We start from the raw sequence: 14658 nt of genomic DNA on the forward strand, positions 1-14658 counted from the left end.
CCTCCTACAATTCTAATGTAATCTTTTTACCAGACTCTAAATCTTGTTTTATTTTATTTTTTATATCATTAAACACTATGTCAAGCTCCTCTAGTTTTTCCATACTATCAATGTTGATAATCTTACCATTAGAATAAGACTTGAATTTTTTTGATACACGATTATTTACATGCGGAGTACTTTGTGATACTTCTTTTTGTTTATCTTGAGGTACCTTTGGTTTTTCTTTTACTTGTTTTTCTAACTCATTTTGATCATTAAATAGATGAACTTGCTTAGATGCTGTTGTTTTAGTATGAGTTAATTCATTCATTAACATTTTTAAATCATCTAATGTACCAATATTTCTAACCTTTAGTCCCTCAAAAGCAAAATCATTTAGCTTTACAAATTTGATAAGGTTTATTACTTTACTTTGTTGCTCCTGTGTTATCTTATTCCACTCAGGAAGTGATTTAACATCTGCTACAATAGAATTATATATTTTCTCATACTCTTTGTATTTTTCATTAAATGCAATTTTATATTTCTTTAGTAACTCATCATAGCACTTTATTTCACCTGATATAAACTTCTCTGATATTTCCTTTACTCTACCGTCTTCTAGATTACCAGAATTTTTAAGTAAACTAAAAATACTACAAATAACAGAAATCTTATCCTTGTTGTCTGAAATATAAAGTACTTTTTTAAACTTATATACTATTTCACTATCACATATCTTTTTATTGAAAGTAAGAATAATATCTTCTGAATCAGTTCTTTTTTCAATATCATTTGAAATGACTGATACAACTGATATTTCATCTTTTACAGTTTCAGAAATTATTTCTGAATATATATCAATATCGACATTTACAGTTTTTCTTGTCAGCATTTTAATCTTTTCAGCAACATCTTTTAGTTTAATTGCTACAACCATATTAGAGTCTATGGATTTTATAGTTATAATAGCTTTCCTAATTTCTTCATCTGAAATATTTATTTTGGTAAATTTGCAACTATCAAATATATCCCTTTTTCTTGGAGCAAAAGGGCCATTCTTACTGGTTAGCTCTTGATTATCTTCAGGAATAGAAAACGCTCTACCTTCACGAGCAATCTTTAAATCACTGTTTTTTACAGCAAGGGCTGTAAGTATCTTAATAACATCGAGCTCCCAACCATATTTACCTTTGGAAAATTCATCAACTACACTAGCTCCATCTTTTTCAAATCCACCATCAGGGAAGGACTTTAAAAACTCATTATAGTATCTATTACCTGTATTAACTGCACCGTTGCTGTCAATTAAATCTAAATTTTTTAGATACGCAGCATTCATTTTAAGAGTTGGGCTTAATATTTCCTTACTAATAAAAGTATCTACTTGCTCTCTTAGCATTTTTCCAAAGAACATAGTATATTTCTTTTTCAACATTTTTTCACACTCAGCAGTCATCCTTTGGAGTGCAGGAGTTGAAAAATCTTTGTTTTCTTGACCATTGTAGGAAATAACTGAATACTTAAAGCACTCTTCAATCATTTTATCAATGTCACCATCAACAGCTGTATCTTGTTTAGTTTCAATTTGTATTCTTAATTTTTGATCAATACCAAAATCTGCTTCTCTCTTTAATGCTTCATTCATCTGTAAATAGAACTTAGTCGCTTTATACAAAGAATTTCCATCATATTTTTTATCAGGTATTATAAATAACTTTTCTTTATTATTACTAGCCTCAAAAGCCTGATTTTTAAGCTTTTCTATATCATTTTCAAAAGGAATACATGAATAAATATTAGGAAGTTCATTACTAATATCAGATGTCTTCAAAACAAATGCAATATCTTTTGAAAAATCATTTATTTTTGATTTAATTGGATATTTACCAGCATTAAAAGTAGCTCCAAAAATTTTGTATATTTTCCCATTGATACGATCTCTTATAGAAGATTCAGTTATTGATGATATGCTTTTAATTCTTGTCCATACATCTGATTCTTTTTTTGTAATTGGTTTGTATATTCCACCCTCGTTATTAATGAAATTTTCATTTGTCAATATTTCTAAGTAATCAAGTAATTTATTTTCATTATTAATTATATCTTCATTGTACACAAAAGGTAAAATCATACTAGTTTTTACACCCTCAGGTTTTACTTGTGATAGCAAAACAATAGCTTTTAGTGTTTTAAGTAGCGGTGCTTTATCTACAATTTTATTATTTCCATCAGTTATTGGTGCACCCTCTAAACCATTTATTAAATCGCTATATTCTTCCTCAATACTTCTCTTACTTTTTAATTCTTCATAAATGAGCTCAATATCTACAAAATATCCTAGTTCTTTATCATATACTTCAGGATTCTTAACTATAGATTTAATAGTTTTCATCATATTTCTTGCAGAACCCTTACTCTCATTTTTAAGTAGTTCTTTCATATAAGCAAGTTGAAAAGGATAAAATGGATATGAGGAAACAATATTTGGTGCTTCAATTTTTCCATCTTCAGTATCAGATAAATAAGCACCTGAAAATAAATATTGGAGCTTTGCTATATTAATACTTTTTTCTATTTCTTTTGCTGCTTCATCAGTTTTTGCAAGGTATCTTCTTTTAACTATCCAAACCATTTCTTCAGGATATAGTATTTGTTCCTGCCCAAAACGATGAATCATTCGCTCTGCTGTTACAGTTGATAACAGTTTTGTTTTAGCTTCAAGAGAAGTTACTACAAACCAAATATCATTATTTAAGAGCTCTATTAATCCCTCAAATTTACGAACCTTTTCTCCTGTATCTAAAACATCTAAAATTTCATCTACAAAAATAAGCATTCTTTTTTTACCTGAACTTTTTAATGTTTCTTTTAAAAATTCTGCAACATCCATTGCTGAATACTCTTTATCTTCATCAAAATCAATATCTAACTGTCTTGAAATTTCTTTTGGTAAACAATCTACGATAGTATCTCCTGTTTTTGTTATATGATTAGCAGAAAAAATAAAAGTCAAATAATCACTTGGATTAATATTTCCAATTAATTCTGCAATATCGCTACTAATGACCTTTTCTTGTATTTCCTTAACTACATTTAACTTCTCCATTTTTCCTGTTTCATCTTTATATTCTAGTGATTCCTCAGTAAATAGTGTGTGTATTACTTTTAACAAATGTGATTTACCAGCACCAAAGAAACCTCTTATCCAAACGCCTGGTCCTATTTTATCACGATATTTATCTTGTAAAAATTCACATTTCATTTTTAAATTTGGAAACATCTCTAAATCATCAAAGAAATATGCAACAAAAGATCCTAAAATATCCTCTACATTATGAGTAATAACATATTCATCAATATCAAGTGCAGTTATATCTCTATCAACTGTTGTTACATCATTAAAGACTCTTTTAATATCTCTATCAAAAGCCTCATATACTTTTTTCATTATGTATACCCTCCTTAATAATTTGACTTATAGTCAAATATACAGCTACTAAAATTATCTTGAGATAGCTTTATTGTTCTACCATTTGTGGTATCCGTTTTATAATACTTATATTTATTTGATTCATATTCTTCCTTTTGCCCTACGGTCATCCAGATTACTGGTATTTCTCTTTCTATAATTAAATAATGTTCATACATATACGCTGATAAAAAATGTATTGGGTCAAATCCATTATTATAAAGTTCAGCGTCTTCTATTATTAGAACCTTTTTAGCTTCATTTATCTCAATAAAAGAGATAATATATTTTTCTAAAGCTTGACAAATCTTTCTTTGGAATTTAGGACTCTCATTACCATACTTACTCTCTAATTCAGAAAGTTCATCCCCAACATTAACCCATTCATCGCTTTCAAAAAAGTTGTTTATATTTATAATTTCATTAGATTCAAATTCATCTTTTACTTTATTTTGAGCAACCCCACAAAGCATTGGTGTATCAAAAAACATTAAACGAATTGGTCTTGATGGTGGTCTAGTGATAACCCTATTAACTTCGGCTAATATCTTATTTATAGTTTTCTGCATAATCTAATACCCCCATTTTGTGTTTTGTTATTGTATTTATATCCCCCAGTTTGTTTGTATCTATTAAACCTTTAATTTTTGCTCCCGTTATCAAATATTCTATGTCAAACTCATTTAGTAAAAACCTTTTATATATAGGAGAAGTATACACTTCTTTAGCACTTATGCATTCACCATCAAAGTATAAATATAATGTAAATACAAACCATTCAGGTGTAAGACTAGGTCTTTTTATAGTTATCTTATCTTCACTACTATCTATCCATCCAAAGCTTTCAATATTTTTGTAAAGAGTATTTCTAACCTTTGTCATACTTGATTCTGAAATGCAACCTTTAAGTTTAGATGGTAACATTTCACTATGCTCCTCAAAAACTATTTCAAAGAACCTATCTAAATCCATTTGTGTGAAGACTTTTTGACTAAAATTATTAAAATTCTCATAGATATAGGTTTCCATAAATAATTTTGCCAGTGTTTCATATTCTAAGTAAAACACTAATAAATAATTGTTTTTTTCTTGTGCAGAAATGTTTGAGTTTAAAATTTTAGAAAGTGCTAAAATTCTTTCTTTGTCATTTCTTAAATATCGTGCCTTTATGGCTTCAAAAACACGCTTTGCTGAATTAACTTTTCTATCACCAAATATTTCTCCGCTTTTTATTTTTTCAGATATCTCTAAAAGATCAAATTTATCATCAATGTATTTAAATAGTTCTAAAGTTTCATCAACCCATGCACTAACAGTAGTCCATTTTATTTGTTCCATATCATCACCCATTTTCTAATTAAATAATTACATTATTTCACGTATCTTATAAAGCAGATTTAGTATTTTCATCTGGTAAAATATCCATAATATCACCAATATTACATTCTAAAGATATACAAATACGACTTATGACATCCATACTAACTTGCTTGTCTTTACTCATTTTTGCAAGTGTAGAGGTGCTAATCTCTGCTAAATTAATTAAATCCTTTTTTTTCATTTTTTTATCAATTAATAATTTCCATAATTTATTGTAACTTAGAGCCATTGATTCCCCCCCCTTGTCTATTCTATTAAGTAAAATTATAACATACCTTATTTAAAATTACGATTAAAACTTTGACATATCAAATTAAAAGTTCGATTATTAAATACACAATATATACAATTGTACTAAAAATGAAAAGTATGGGATTTATAAGCGAGCTAGCTGAAATCTTTAAAGATAAGAGAAAAGAATAGCAAATTCAATCATGCTTAATTTTTATATCAATCTATTTCCGCTAAAAAGCACACACCCCTTAATCAAAAATCCATAAGGTTGTGTATATCAAACTTAAATATCTATAACTCTAGGCTCTAAAGCTTAAAACTTTTCACCAAATTTTCTCTCAAAAACACCGAAAGGCCTTGAAATCAAGGTCTTTCTATTAATACCTTTCTATATAACTCCAGAAACCAAATTATATCTCTCAAAAATTTTTTAGGATATATCTTTAGCATGTCTATATCATAAAATATAGCTTTTATATTTCCTTGTTCATATGATTTAGGCCTTTTTAAATTTCCATGTATATTGCTTGTCAAATCAATATCATAAACTAAATTATTCTTATATATATTTTAAAGCTTATAAATCTATTCATACTTAATAAGTAGATATAGACATCTGTAAATTTTATATTTACTTTTTTTAATCATATTATTCTTAACACCTAGACATATTCTCTTATGCGAAAACTCAAGTATGTTTACATCTACCTGATGCCTAAAAAACATTGATGCAGCTTATTACCATTTCAATATAGATTGAGACTAACCGTCTGCTATATTTCACCATATAAATAACCATGTTTCCAGTTCGCAATGTATGTATGGATATAAGCACATCATTAACAACTAAAATAGCATCAAAACTTTTATCATAATACTCCAAAACATCTTCAAACAGTGCTACTCATACACCCTCTCCAACACAATTCCTTCCTTAAATCCTCCACGTTCCTCCTTCTTTTCTAGTCTCTTCTTCATCAAATCCTCTTCACTATACCCCAAATTCTCAGCCAATCCAAAAAGCACTTCCATAACATCAGCCAATTCTTCTAAATTTTTATCCTCTAAAAACTCCTTAACTTCTTCTTGTAGTTTTGCTTCCAATAGTTTGTAATGTTCTTCTTTGTCTGCTTTCCTGACATCAAATTTCTTACCTGCAGCTTCTATTACCTGTGGTATTTTATCACGAACTAATTTATTATAAGTCTTCATTATATTAACCTTCCTTTACTCAATTCTTACTTTTGCTTATTTTGCAATCTATTTTTATAATACTCTCTTGTTCTAAAATCTACTGCATCTTTAAAATGTCTCACAAAAGCTTCATTTGCTTTAAATTCCTTCAAATTTTCATTTAAACAGTAATCTTCTTTACCAAAATAAAAGAATTCATTTTCAGTTTTAGCCAAAAACTTCAATGGATTATCCTTTGCCAGCTTATACCACTGCTTTTTATCCCAGTTCTTAAAACCTTTTGTAGATTTTTGATTTAGCAAATCTACTGCATTTGATCCTTTTGCATAGAAGTTTTTAAAACTATTATAAATATCTTCTTCATCTATACTTAATTTTAAGTTTCCATCATTATAAAAAGCTAAAAATACAGGCATCTTATAGGTTTTAGACATAGATGTTCTTTCTATCATATTTATAAATTCTTCTGCCTTTGTTCCCATAAGCTCAGCCTCATTTTGCTGAAGTTCCTCAATATCCTTTAAAAAACCTAAGTAATTTCTAAAAGGATTTTTATCTGATGCATTTTTTATTCTATTATATATATCATTTTCAATATAAGTTATAAATTCCACTCTTGTAGGTCTGTGACCTAAGTCTTCTTTTATCCTGTAAAATTCCTCTTTTATTATATCCTGAAGCTTTTTACCCTGCTGTTCCATTTTCTTAAATATGTCCACAAGCCTAAAATCAAAATCTACAAAACAGTCTTCTGGATATTCTTCTTCATTTGGTATAGCTCTTGAATCTCCAGACTTCTTTGGTTCACCAGTAAGAAATAAAGGTACAAGATTTGCCTTTTTATAGTTGCCTATAAAATCTAATACATTTAAATAATTCTTTCCCTTATACTTACGAAGACCCCTTCCAAGCTGCTGCAAAAATACTGTTGGTGACTGTGTAGGTCTTAAGAACATGACAAGATCTATTGAAGGTATATCCAAGCCTTCATTAAACATATCCACTGAAAATATTACCTTTATTTCACCTTTGCCAAGCTTATTTACTGCTTCATTTCTATCTACACTGCAGTCAGAGCTTCCTTCGCTTACTACTGCACAAGCTTTTATACCTTTACTACAAAAGTATTCTGCCATAAATTCTGCATGCTTTCTTGATGAACAAAATCCTAAAGCTCTTTCACTTTTGTATTTACTATAATGTCCAATTATTAAATCCGCTCTTTTATTTATCATTAAAGCTTTTTCCAGCTGATTATTATCATATTTACCATTTTTATAATCTATGGTTTCATAATTTACAAGTTCATCATATATTCCGTAATATCTAAAAGGTACAAGCCATCCTTTATTAATTGCAGATTTTAACCTAACTTCATAAGCTACATTGTTATCACATAATGCAAATACATCTTTGTTGTCCAATCTTTCTGGAGTAGCTGTTAAACCTAACATAAATTTAGGCTGAAAATAATCAATTATATTTTTATAATTTCCTGCAGCTGCGTGATGAAATTCATCTATTACAATATAATCAAAAGCATCTTTAGCAAAATACTTAGCATTTAAATATTCAGACTTTCCAAGAGTTTGAACTGTTGCAAATATAAAATCGCTGGTATTGTCTTTATTATTACTATAAAAAAAGCCTATAGACTTATCCGGCCTTACATTCTTAAAAGATACTGCTGCTTGATTTATTATTTCTTCTCTATGAGCTACAAATAAAATTCTATTATAAGCCTTTGAATCAAAAGCAGCTAAATACGTTTTTCCTATACCTGTAGCTGCTACTACCAAACCTTTATCATAGCCCTCTTCTCTTCTTTTCTTTAATTCATATAAAGCTTCTATTTGTGCTCCCCTTGGTTCATAAAGCTCAATCAGATTATTGTCCTTCTTTAAAGAAACATTTTCATTATTATCTATATGTTTGTATACCTTAGGTCTTACCCAACTTTCTGAATACTTTCTCATTTCTTCTTCATCTATTATTGTAGAATGATTTAAAAATAAGTCCTCGAAAGTACTTTTGAAGCTATTAAAATCATCACTATTCTTATTTTTATTTAATCTATAATTCCATTCAATTCCACTGGTTAATGCTGATTTTGATATATTGGAGGAACCTACATATAAATCTCCATCATTTTCATACTCAAAAATGTATGCCTTTGGGTGAAATGATTTATTTGGTATATTGTAAAACCTCAAATCAACCTTATCTCCCATTATATCCTTTAACATATACAAAGCTTGTGGTTGAGTTATATTTAGGTAGTTTCCTGTAAGTATTCTTATAGGTATGTTTTTATTTACTACTTCCTTAAGTTCTTCTTTTAAAAGCTTTACTCCTGACTCCATTAAAAATGCCACTATTATATCAATGCTTACAGCTTTCTTAAAAGATTCTTTAATCCTCGGCAGCAAATAATTAGTATCACCAGTAATACAGTTTGGATTTTCTATTTCTTTTGCCACTATTGAATCTACAATAGTGCATTCCCCACTACTCTTTATCTCTAGATTTTCTATCATTTTTTCACCTCTTATAAGGTAGAATATTTTCTAAATAATGCTCCTAAAATTAAAGCCCTATGTCCATATTATAATTTATTTTTATCTTTCTATCAAAAACAAATCATTATTTTTTAATTCTATCCTTAAAGTATCCCAGTTTCAATCAACCCCATCTTAATAGCCATATACCTTACTAGTCCAAATAAAGTCTCCCTATTATCCCTATTTAAAACGCCTACTTTTGCTTCCTTTGAGTTTATATCAAAATGAACATCATGGCTTATATGTCTGGCACATAAAATAACAACATCACATTTTTCAAATTTGGTTTTTAAGCGCTCTGAGCTTTCTTCAAAAGGGTCATGCCAATACACTTCGCATCCGAAGTTTCTTAGCATCTCCCTATATGGCATCTTATTGCGAGAACCTACTATTAAAATCTTCAAACCTGATAAATTAATCCTTCTAATTACTTCCAGCATCTCTTTTTCTTTCTTTTTATGTTCCTCCTGTTTTTCCACATTTAATGATTTTATTTCTTTTTTTGCTGTGCCAACTTCTGAATCTTGTTTATCTTGATCAGTATAGTATATCTCCAAAATGGCAGCCGTGCCATTTTCTATACTCGCTTTTCCTGGACAGAGGTTATACATTGTGTCTACAGCACCTTCAATGGGATATAGCTTTCCACAAGTTGTCTTAAAACAATATTTATCATTATCCATGACTACAAACCCATAGACAATGTTAGCTGTATTCTCTTCCTCATTTTCAGTTAAACTCTCTAGTTCTCTCCATAATTCTGTATTCTCACTATCAGCTAAGCTCTTTAATCCCTCTTCCAGCTTTACATACTCACTATACAAATCTGGTAAATCACTATACTCTTTTAAATTCTTTATACTTATGTTTTTTCTAAGTTCATAAATAAAATTACCTGCATGAAACTTGGCAACTTCCTCTAAAAACTCCACAGCTTGTCCTAACTCAGAGCATTTTTTCTTAAAACTTAGTAATTCTAATGATACTCCTTTAAGCTGGTTATTTAACTTCTCACTTTTTCTTATTTCATCTTCATAAAATACTTTTGAATTACCAATTCTACTTAAAAGTTCTTTATTATTTTTTAGAAGCTTTTGATTTTCCTGCCTAAGCTTTGAATTATTTGAGGATAATACAGAAAAACTTTTCTCCATACTTTTAAATTCCTCTAACTTTCTATTGGCCTCCAAAACCTTACCATTTATCAATTCTATTTGATCATTATTCAACACTATACTATTTTCCAATTCTTTAATCTTCATATCCTTATTTCTATTGTCCGCAGAAAGCATATAGTTTTTTCTTTTCAAGTCAGTTATCTTAACCTTTGCTTCTTTTAAATTCTTCTCCACATTTGCATACTTCTTACAATATCGTTTCATATCATTAATGAGGATTTTTATAATTTCTGCTGGATCTGGTTTCGTCATCTCCGGCGTTTCCATACAAGTACACTCTTCCTTATCTATACAGCTTTCTCTAACTTCTTTTTCTAATTCTTTAAATTGGCTTAGCAAATTCATCTTTTTTAATGATGCATTTGCTGCATCGTTACAATAAGCTCTATATAAGACCTGCACGTTCATCATAAAAATCATTCACCCTTCTTTACATATAATCTTACTTAGCACCTCCAGTAATTAATTTTATTCTACCATCCTTTGTGGACTCATTTATGTCACAATACATTTCATACAAAAATAAAAACACCTTATGAAACATAAAGTGCTTATAATTTACTTATATAAGTTTTTCATATTATTTATTTCTTCTGTAATTAAATCTCTTAATTTTTTAGGTTCTAAAACTTCTGCATTTATGCCCATACCAAGAACCCAGCTTTTTATGTCCTCCATTCCCGAAGTTACTGCTTCAAATATAATTGAGTTATCCTCATTATAGGATATTTTTTGATCCTTAATCCATATTCTTTCTGCTATTTTAATTGACATTGGATAATTTATTTTAATTTTTAGTTTAAATTCATCATCATCACACATTATGCCAATACCACTTTTTATGTAATTATTTAAATTAAAAGTTTTTAGCCTTTCAAATTTTTCTTGTAAAATCTCATATTCTTTTATTCTTGATATCTTAAACTCTCTTATTTCGTTTCTCAAATCACAATATCCTATAAAATACCAAGAACCATTATATCTGAATACAGAATAAGGACTTACTATCCTTTCTTTTACACCTGATCCTAGAGAAAAATAGCTCATTCTAATTTTATTTTTTGTAACTATAGATGTTTGAATATCTAAATATTTTTTTCTTTCTGATTTCAAATCTACATTAGGCTTTGAACTTATGATCATAGTTGTAGGTTTGTCCAATTCTTTTTCTTCTATAGCAGCTGCTATTTTATCTAATGCACTATTATATTCTTTCATAAATATAAAACCATTGTCCTTAAGCTCATTTTCAGCCATTACTAAAGCTTTATATTCTTCTTTATCTACTCCAAAACTTAAAAGTGAAGCATCATTTCCAATAAAATATCCTCCATTTATGCCTGATGTAGAACTTAAGTAAATTCCAGCTTGTTCTAAATCATCCTTATACTTTCGAATCATTCTTTCGTTTATTTCTAATTCTTGAGCTAGATCTCTAATCTTCATTTTTCCTCTGCATTTAAGAAGAATAACCATTTTCAGTATATTAGCCAATTTACTCATTAGTAAACCTCCATTTAAAGTATACTAAATAATAATATTATATGATTATTCTTAATATATTCTACATTTCTTGACAAAATCCTCTACTTAACCTTTTTAGAACACTCCTTATTAGTAACTACAATAAGTCAAATAATAGACCTCTCTGATTTCAAAATTCTTATATTTCATTGTCATCTTTAATTATTATTCAACCATTAATTATCAATTACCTTAGCTTTCGGCTTGGTGAAGTTAAGATAATTAGATGTTAATATTTTTCCTTTTACTCCTCTTTCCTAAAGTTCTTTAAAACTATCTAACAAAAGCTGAAGACCACTAAAATTGATAAAGGCAACACTAAAATAAAACTTTTCACATTCACTTAAAGACCTTTTTAATTCATTTAAAAGATTGCCAGCTTCAGAGTTAACTATTAATTTATTATTTATAAGAAATTCCTTATTCTCTATTTCTTTAGGCTCAAGGTAAGGTATTTCTATTTGTTTTTCCTGCATAATATCCATTTTGTTAACTGTTGAATCCATAAGTTCCCCCATATTGTAATTTATTAAAAATTATATAATCTGAATGCATATTCCTTTCGAATTTAATTCCATAAAAACTTCTTCTGTAATATCTGATAACTTCACTTGCTTTAGGTTCTTCACATTATATATATCATTTTTTCCACCAAAAGTAATTGACCATAGCTCGACCTGCTGTGTCTTTACTATATTTTGATTTAAATAATCCATAAGTTGTTTTGTACATTTTTCTGTGAAATCGTATCTTAACCAATACACATATTTCTTTTTTATATGATATTCTAAATTATATGGTGGTTTATCACATGAAGAAACTGCTAAACCTTGCATGTCTTCTCCCTTTTCACAGTAAAGTACCTTTGTATTTTCATCAAGTTTATCTAGAGGTACAGGAGTTCTAGCTTGTGGATTTATTTTTTTTAATTCTTTTACTGTTATTCTTTTTACGTTTGTTAAATCAACCTCCGGCATTTGATTGTCTGAAGCTATAAAACTAAATGTACTCATATACTATTCCTCATACACTTTCTCAAGCACAATTCCATTCTTAAATCCCCCACGTTCTTCTTTCTTTTCCAGCCTTTTCTTCACCAAATCATCTTCACTATACCCTAAATTCTCAGCCAATCCAAAAAGCACTTCCATAACATCCGCTAATTCTTCTAAATTCTTATCTTCTAAAAACTCCTTAACTTCTTCTTGAAGTTTTGCTTCCAATAGTTTGTACTGTTCTTCTTTATCCGCCTTCCTAACATCAAATTTCTTCCCTGCAGCTTCTATTACCTGTGGTATTTTATCACGAACTAATTTATTATAAGTCTTCATTATATTAACCTTCCTTTGCTCATTGTCACTTTTTCTTATTTTCTTTAATTCATATAAAGCTTCTATTTGTGATCCCCTTGGTTCATAAAACTCAATTAGATTATTGTCCTTTTTTAAAGAAACATTTTCATTTTTATATATTTATATGTACATATTATAACTTTTTCTTACTTTTTTATCAAAAATAGATTACATAATATAAGCATTTTATTCAAACTTTGTAATGAAATTCTACAAAATATAATTCTACTATTTAACATTTTAACTATCTATTTTTCTCCCCAATCCTGAATGTTTCCTCCTTTAAAGTAATATAAATATACTGTATTAATTAAATGGAGACATTATGGGAAAAGTTATAAGTTTTATTAATTTGAAGGGTGGTGTGGGTAAAACCACAACTGCAGTTGCAATAGCTGAATTTCTTACTTATGAATTTAATCAAAAGGTACTGGTAGTAGATTTAGATCCTCAAACCAATGCCACTATCTTGCTTATTGATCAAGATACTTGGAAGAAGGCAAATGAAAATAATAAAACTATTCACCAAATGTTTTTTGATGAACTAAATGGGACTAGGGCTTTTAATATTGAAGAAGCTATAATAAAAAGGACTTCTAATATTAAAGGTGGTAACAATAATCTGCATCTACTTCCATCAAGTATCAATTTGATTGATTTAAGTGACAGATTATCAGAACTTGATAAAAATCATGAGATAAATAATAATTCAATACCTATATTATCAAAGTACTTAACACAAAATTTAATAAATAGATATGATTATGTATTAATTGATTGTCCTCCAAATTTAGGTCTTATCACTTTAAACGGTATTTATGTCAGTGATCATTATGTAATTCCAGTGGTTCCTGATATTTTATCTACCTATGGTATACCTCAAATGCTCAATAAAATAGAATCTTCAAAGAGAAAGCTTAAAAGGCTAAATCCTTCCTATGATTTATCAGAATTAGGATTAATCATTAATAAAATGGTAAAAAAAAGCAGCATGCATAAACGTACTCTTGAGGATTTACGCTCTAGACAAGCTAAGCCTAGAAAAGATTCTAGTTATGTTCCTAAACTTTTTGAATCAATAATATACCAAAGAGATGCTTCCTCAAACATAGCTGATTTTTGCCAAACAATCAACACAGTTAAAAAGAAATATGGAGACAACTTTAACGACTACAAAAATTTAACTATAGAATTTATGAGTAGAAGTAATTTGTAAAGGAAGGATTTATATGAAAATCACTAAAAAAGATCATATTATTAAGTTTTTCAAGGATGGCCTTGATGTAGATAATATAATAGAAAAAGGTTTTAATAAAAAATATGTTAAACAAGTTATAAGAAACTTTAAAGCATCAAATTTTGATTCTCCATCTAATAAAAAGACTAATATAGATGATATAAAGCAATTAGCAGAAATACTTGAAGGTCTGCAAAACAAATGTGATAAGTTGAATATCAATGTTAATATTTCAATTAGTGTAAATAGCTGTAATCCTGATTCAATTAGTAATAACATACCTTTATTAAATCCAGTAACTGCATTTAGAGATATAGGCGAAGCTAAACTAAGAAAACAGCTAAAATTATTTAAATTGGAACAGCTAATAAATATAGTTAAAGTATACACTCCTGATTTAAATGGAAGGATATACAGGCAAAAAGATATTAATGTAGTCATAGAATATATAGTTGAAAGAGCCTCCAAGCTTTCAAAAATGGGACAGGTGTTTAGAAGTACAAATACACCTGAATGATAAGATAATGTGCTAAATTGTCATCAT

At 28.4% G+C, this 14658-nt stretch carries 13 protein-coding genes; 2 read left to right on the forward strand and 11 right to left on the reverse strand.

All coding sequences use genetic code 11. The features are described 5' to 3' along the window. Window positions 1–4: 4 nt before the first annotated feature. The 11 genes from Q6H37_RS19435 to Q6H37_RS19485 all read right to left on the reverse strand — a co-directional run bounded on the left by Q6H37_RS19435 (window position 5) and on the right by Q6H37_RS19485 (window position 12856). Window positions 5–3433 (reverse strand): hypothetical protein, encoded by a 3429-nt coding sequence (locus Q6H37_RS19435; RefSeq protein WP_318735474.1) that lies wholly within the window; start codon window positions 3431–3433, stop codon window positions 5–7. A gap of 14 nt (window positions 3434–3447) precedes the next feature. Beyond that, window positions 3448–4023 (reverse strand): hypothetical protein, encoded by a 576-nt coding sequence (locus Q6H37_RS19440; protein ID WP_318735475.1) that lies wholly within the window; start codon window positions 4021–4023, stop codon window positions 3448–3450. Further along, window positions 4004–4792: a BrxA family protein gene (locus Q6H37_RS19445; protein WP_318735478.1), complete on the reverse strand. Its 789-nt coding sequence runs from the start codon at window positions 4790–4792 to the stop codon at window positions 4004–4006. Before Q6H37_RS19445 ends, Q6H37_RS19440 begins: the two co-directional genes overlap by 20 nt. Window positions 4793–4838: 46 nt before the next feature. Then, the gene (locus Q6H37_RS19450; RefSeq protein WP_318735480.1) at window positions 4839–5063 is read right to left on the reverse strand and encodes a helix-turn-helix transcriptional regulator; all 225 of its coding nucleotides are present in this window, start codon (window positions 5061–5063) and stop codon (window positions 4839–4841) included. Between the two features lie 905 nt (window positions 5064–5968). Continuing rightward, a complete protein-coding gene (locus tag Q6H37_RS19455; RefSeq protein ID WP_318735483.1) occupies window positions 5969–6280 on the reverse strand; it encodes a nucleoside triphosphate pyrophosphohydrolase in 312 nt (103 codons plus the stop codon). 26 nt (window positions 6281–6306) lie between these two features. Then, the gene (locus tag Q6H37_RS19460; RefSeq protein ID WP_318735486.1) at window positions 6307–8799 is read right to left on the reverse strand and encodes a DEAD/DEAH box helicase family protein; all 2493 of its coding nucleotides are present in this window, start codon (window positions 8797–8799) and stop codon (window positions 6307–6309) included. Between the two features lie 125 nt (window positions 8800–8924). Beyond that, on the reverse strand, window positions 8925–10412 hold the full coding sequence (locus tag Q6H37_RS19465; protein WP_318735489.1) for a DUF2325 domain-containing protein: 1488 nt from the start codon (window positions 10410–10412) through the stop codon (window positions 8925–8927). Between the two features lie 147 nt (window positions 10413–10559). Beyond that, window positions 10560–11504 carry a WYL domain-containing transcriptional regulator gene (locus tag Q6H37_RS19470; protein WP_318735492.1) on the reverse strand — a complete coding sequence of 315 codons (945 nt, stop codon included), beginning with the start codon at window positions 11502–11504 and terminating at the stop codon, window positions 10560–10562. 278 nt (window positions 11505–11782) lie between these two features. After that, window positions 11783–12031 (reverse strand): hypothetical protein, encoded by a 249-nt coding sequence (locus Q6H37_RS19475; RefSeq protein ID WP_412523874.1) that lies wholly within the window; start codon window positions 12029–12031, stop codon window positions 11783–11785. A gap of 30 nt (window positions 12032–12061) precedes the next feature. Next, window positions 12062–12538: a hypothetical protein gene (locus Q6H37_RS19480; protein WP_318735495.1), complete on the reverse strand. Its 477-nt coding sequence runs from the start codon at window positions 12536–12538 to the stop codon at window positions 12062–12064. A 3-nt stretch (window positions 12539–12541) separates the two neighbouring features. Next, on the reverse strand, window positions 12542–12856 hold the full coding sequence (locus Q6H37_RS19485) for a nucleoside triphosphate pyrophosphohydrolase (RefSeq protein WP_318735498.1): 315 nt from the start codon (window positions 12854–12856) through the stop codon (window positions 12542–12544). Between the two features lie 346 nt (window positions 12857–13202). Between Q6H37_RS19485 and Q6H37_RS19490 the strand changes: the two genes are divergently transcribed. Both Q6H37_RS19490 and Q6H37_RS19495 read left to right on the forward strand, forming a co-directional pair. After that, a complete protein-coding gene (locus Q6H37_RS19490) occupies window positions 13203–14093 on the forward strand; it encodes a ParA family protein (protein ID WP_318735500.1) in 891 nt (296 codons plus the stop codon). Window positions 14094–14106: 13 nt separating this feature from the next. After that, window positions 14107–14631, forward strand: a complete 525-nt coding sequence (locus Q6H37_RS19495) for a hypothetical protein (protein ID WP_318735503.1) — start codon at window positions 14107–14109, stop codon at window positions 14629–14631. Window positions 14632–14658 lie beyond the last annotated feature (27 nt).

The sequence above is a fragment of the Clostridium sp. JS66 genome, from assembly GCF_033561535.1.
Classification (GTDB): Bacteria; Bacillota; Clostridia; order Clostridiales; family Clostridiaceae; genus Clostridium_AM; species Clostridium_AM carboxidivorans.

Bases quoted from the DNA above. Each gene is read 5' to 3' on its own strand.
- Q6H37_RS19480 (WP_318735495.1), bottom strand. From the start codon at position 12,538: ATGAGTACATTTAGTTTTATAGCTTCAGACAATCAAATGCCGGAGGTT.
- Q6H37_RS19440 (WP_318735475.1), bottom strand. From the start codon at position 4,023: ATGCAGAAAACTATAAATAAGATATTAGCCGAAGTTAATAGGGTTATC.
- Q6H37_RS19470 (WP_318735492.1), bottom strand. From the start codon at position 11,504: ATGAGTAAATTGGCTAATATACTGAAAATGGTTATTCTTCTTAAATGC.
- Q6H37_RS19490 (WP_318735500.1), top strand. From the start codon at position 13,203: ATGGGAAAAGTTATAAGTTTTATTAATTTGAAGGGTGGTGTGGGTAAA.
- Q6H37_RS19465 (WP_318735489.1), bottom strand. From the start codon at position 10,412: ATGATGAACGTGCAGGTCTTATATAGAGCTTATTGTAACGATGCAGCA.
- Q6H37_RS19445 (WP_318735478.1), bottom strand. From the start codon at position 4,792: ATGGAACAAATAAAATGGACTACTGTTAGTGCATGGGTTGATGAAACT.
- Q6H37_RS19455 (WP_318735483.1), bottom strand. From the start codon at position 6,280: ATGAAGACTTATAATAAATTAGTTCGTGATAAAATACCACAGGTAATA.
- Q6H37_RS19485 (WP_318735498.1), bottom strand. From the start codon at position 12,856: ATGAAGACTTATAATAAATTAGTTCGTGATAAAATACCACAGGTAATA.
- Q6H37_RS19435 (WP_318735474.1), bottom strand. From the start codon at position 3,433: ATGAAAAAAGTATATGAGGCTTTTGATAGAGATATTAAAAGAGTCTTT.
- Q6H37_RS19495 (WP_318735503.1), top strand. From the start codon at position 14,107: ATGAAAATCACTAAAAAAGATCATATTATTAAGTTTTTCAAGGATGGC.
- Q6H37_RS19475 (WP_412523874.1), bottom strand. From the start codon at position 12,031: ATGGATTCAACAGTTAACAAAATGGATATTATGCAGGAAAAACAAATA.
- Q6H37_RS19450 (WP_318735480.1), bottom strand. From the start codon at position 5,063: ATGGCTCTAAGTTACAATAAATTATGGAAATTATTAATTGATAAAAAA.
- Q6H37_RS19460 (WP_318735486.1), bottom strand. From the start codon at position 8,799: ATGATAGAAAATCTAGAGATAAAGAGTAGTGGGGAATGCACTATTGTA.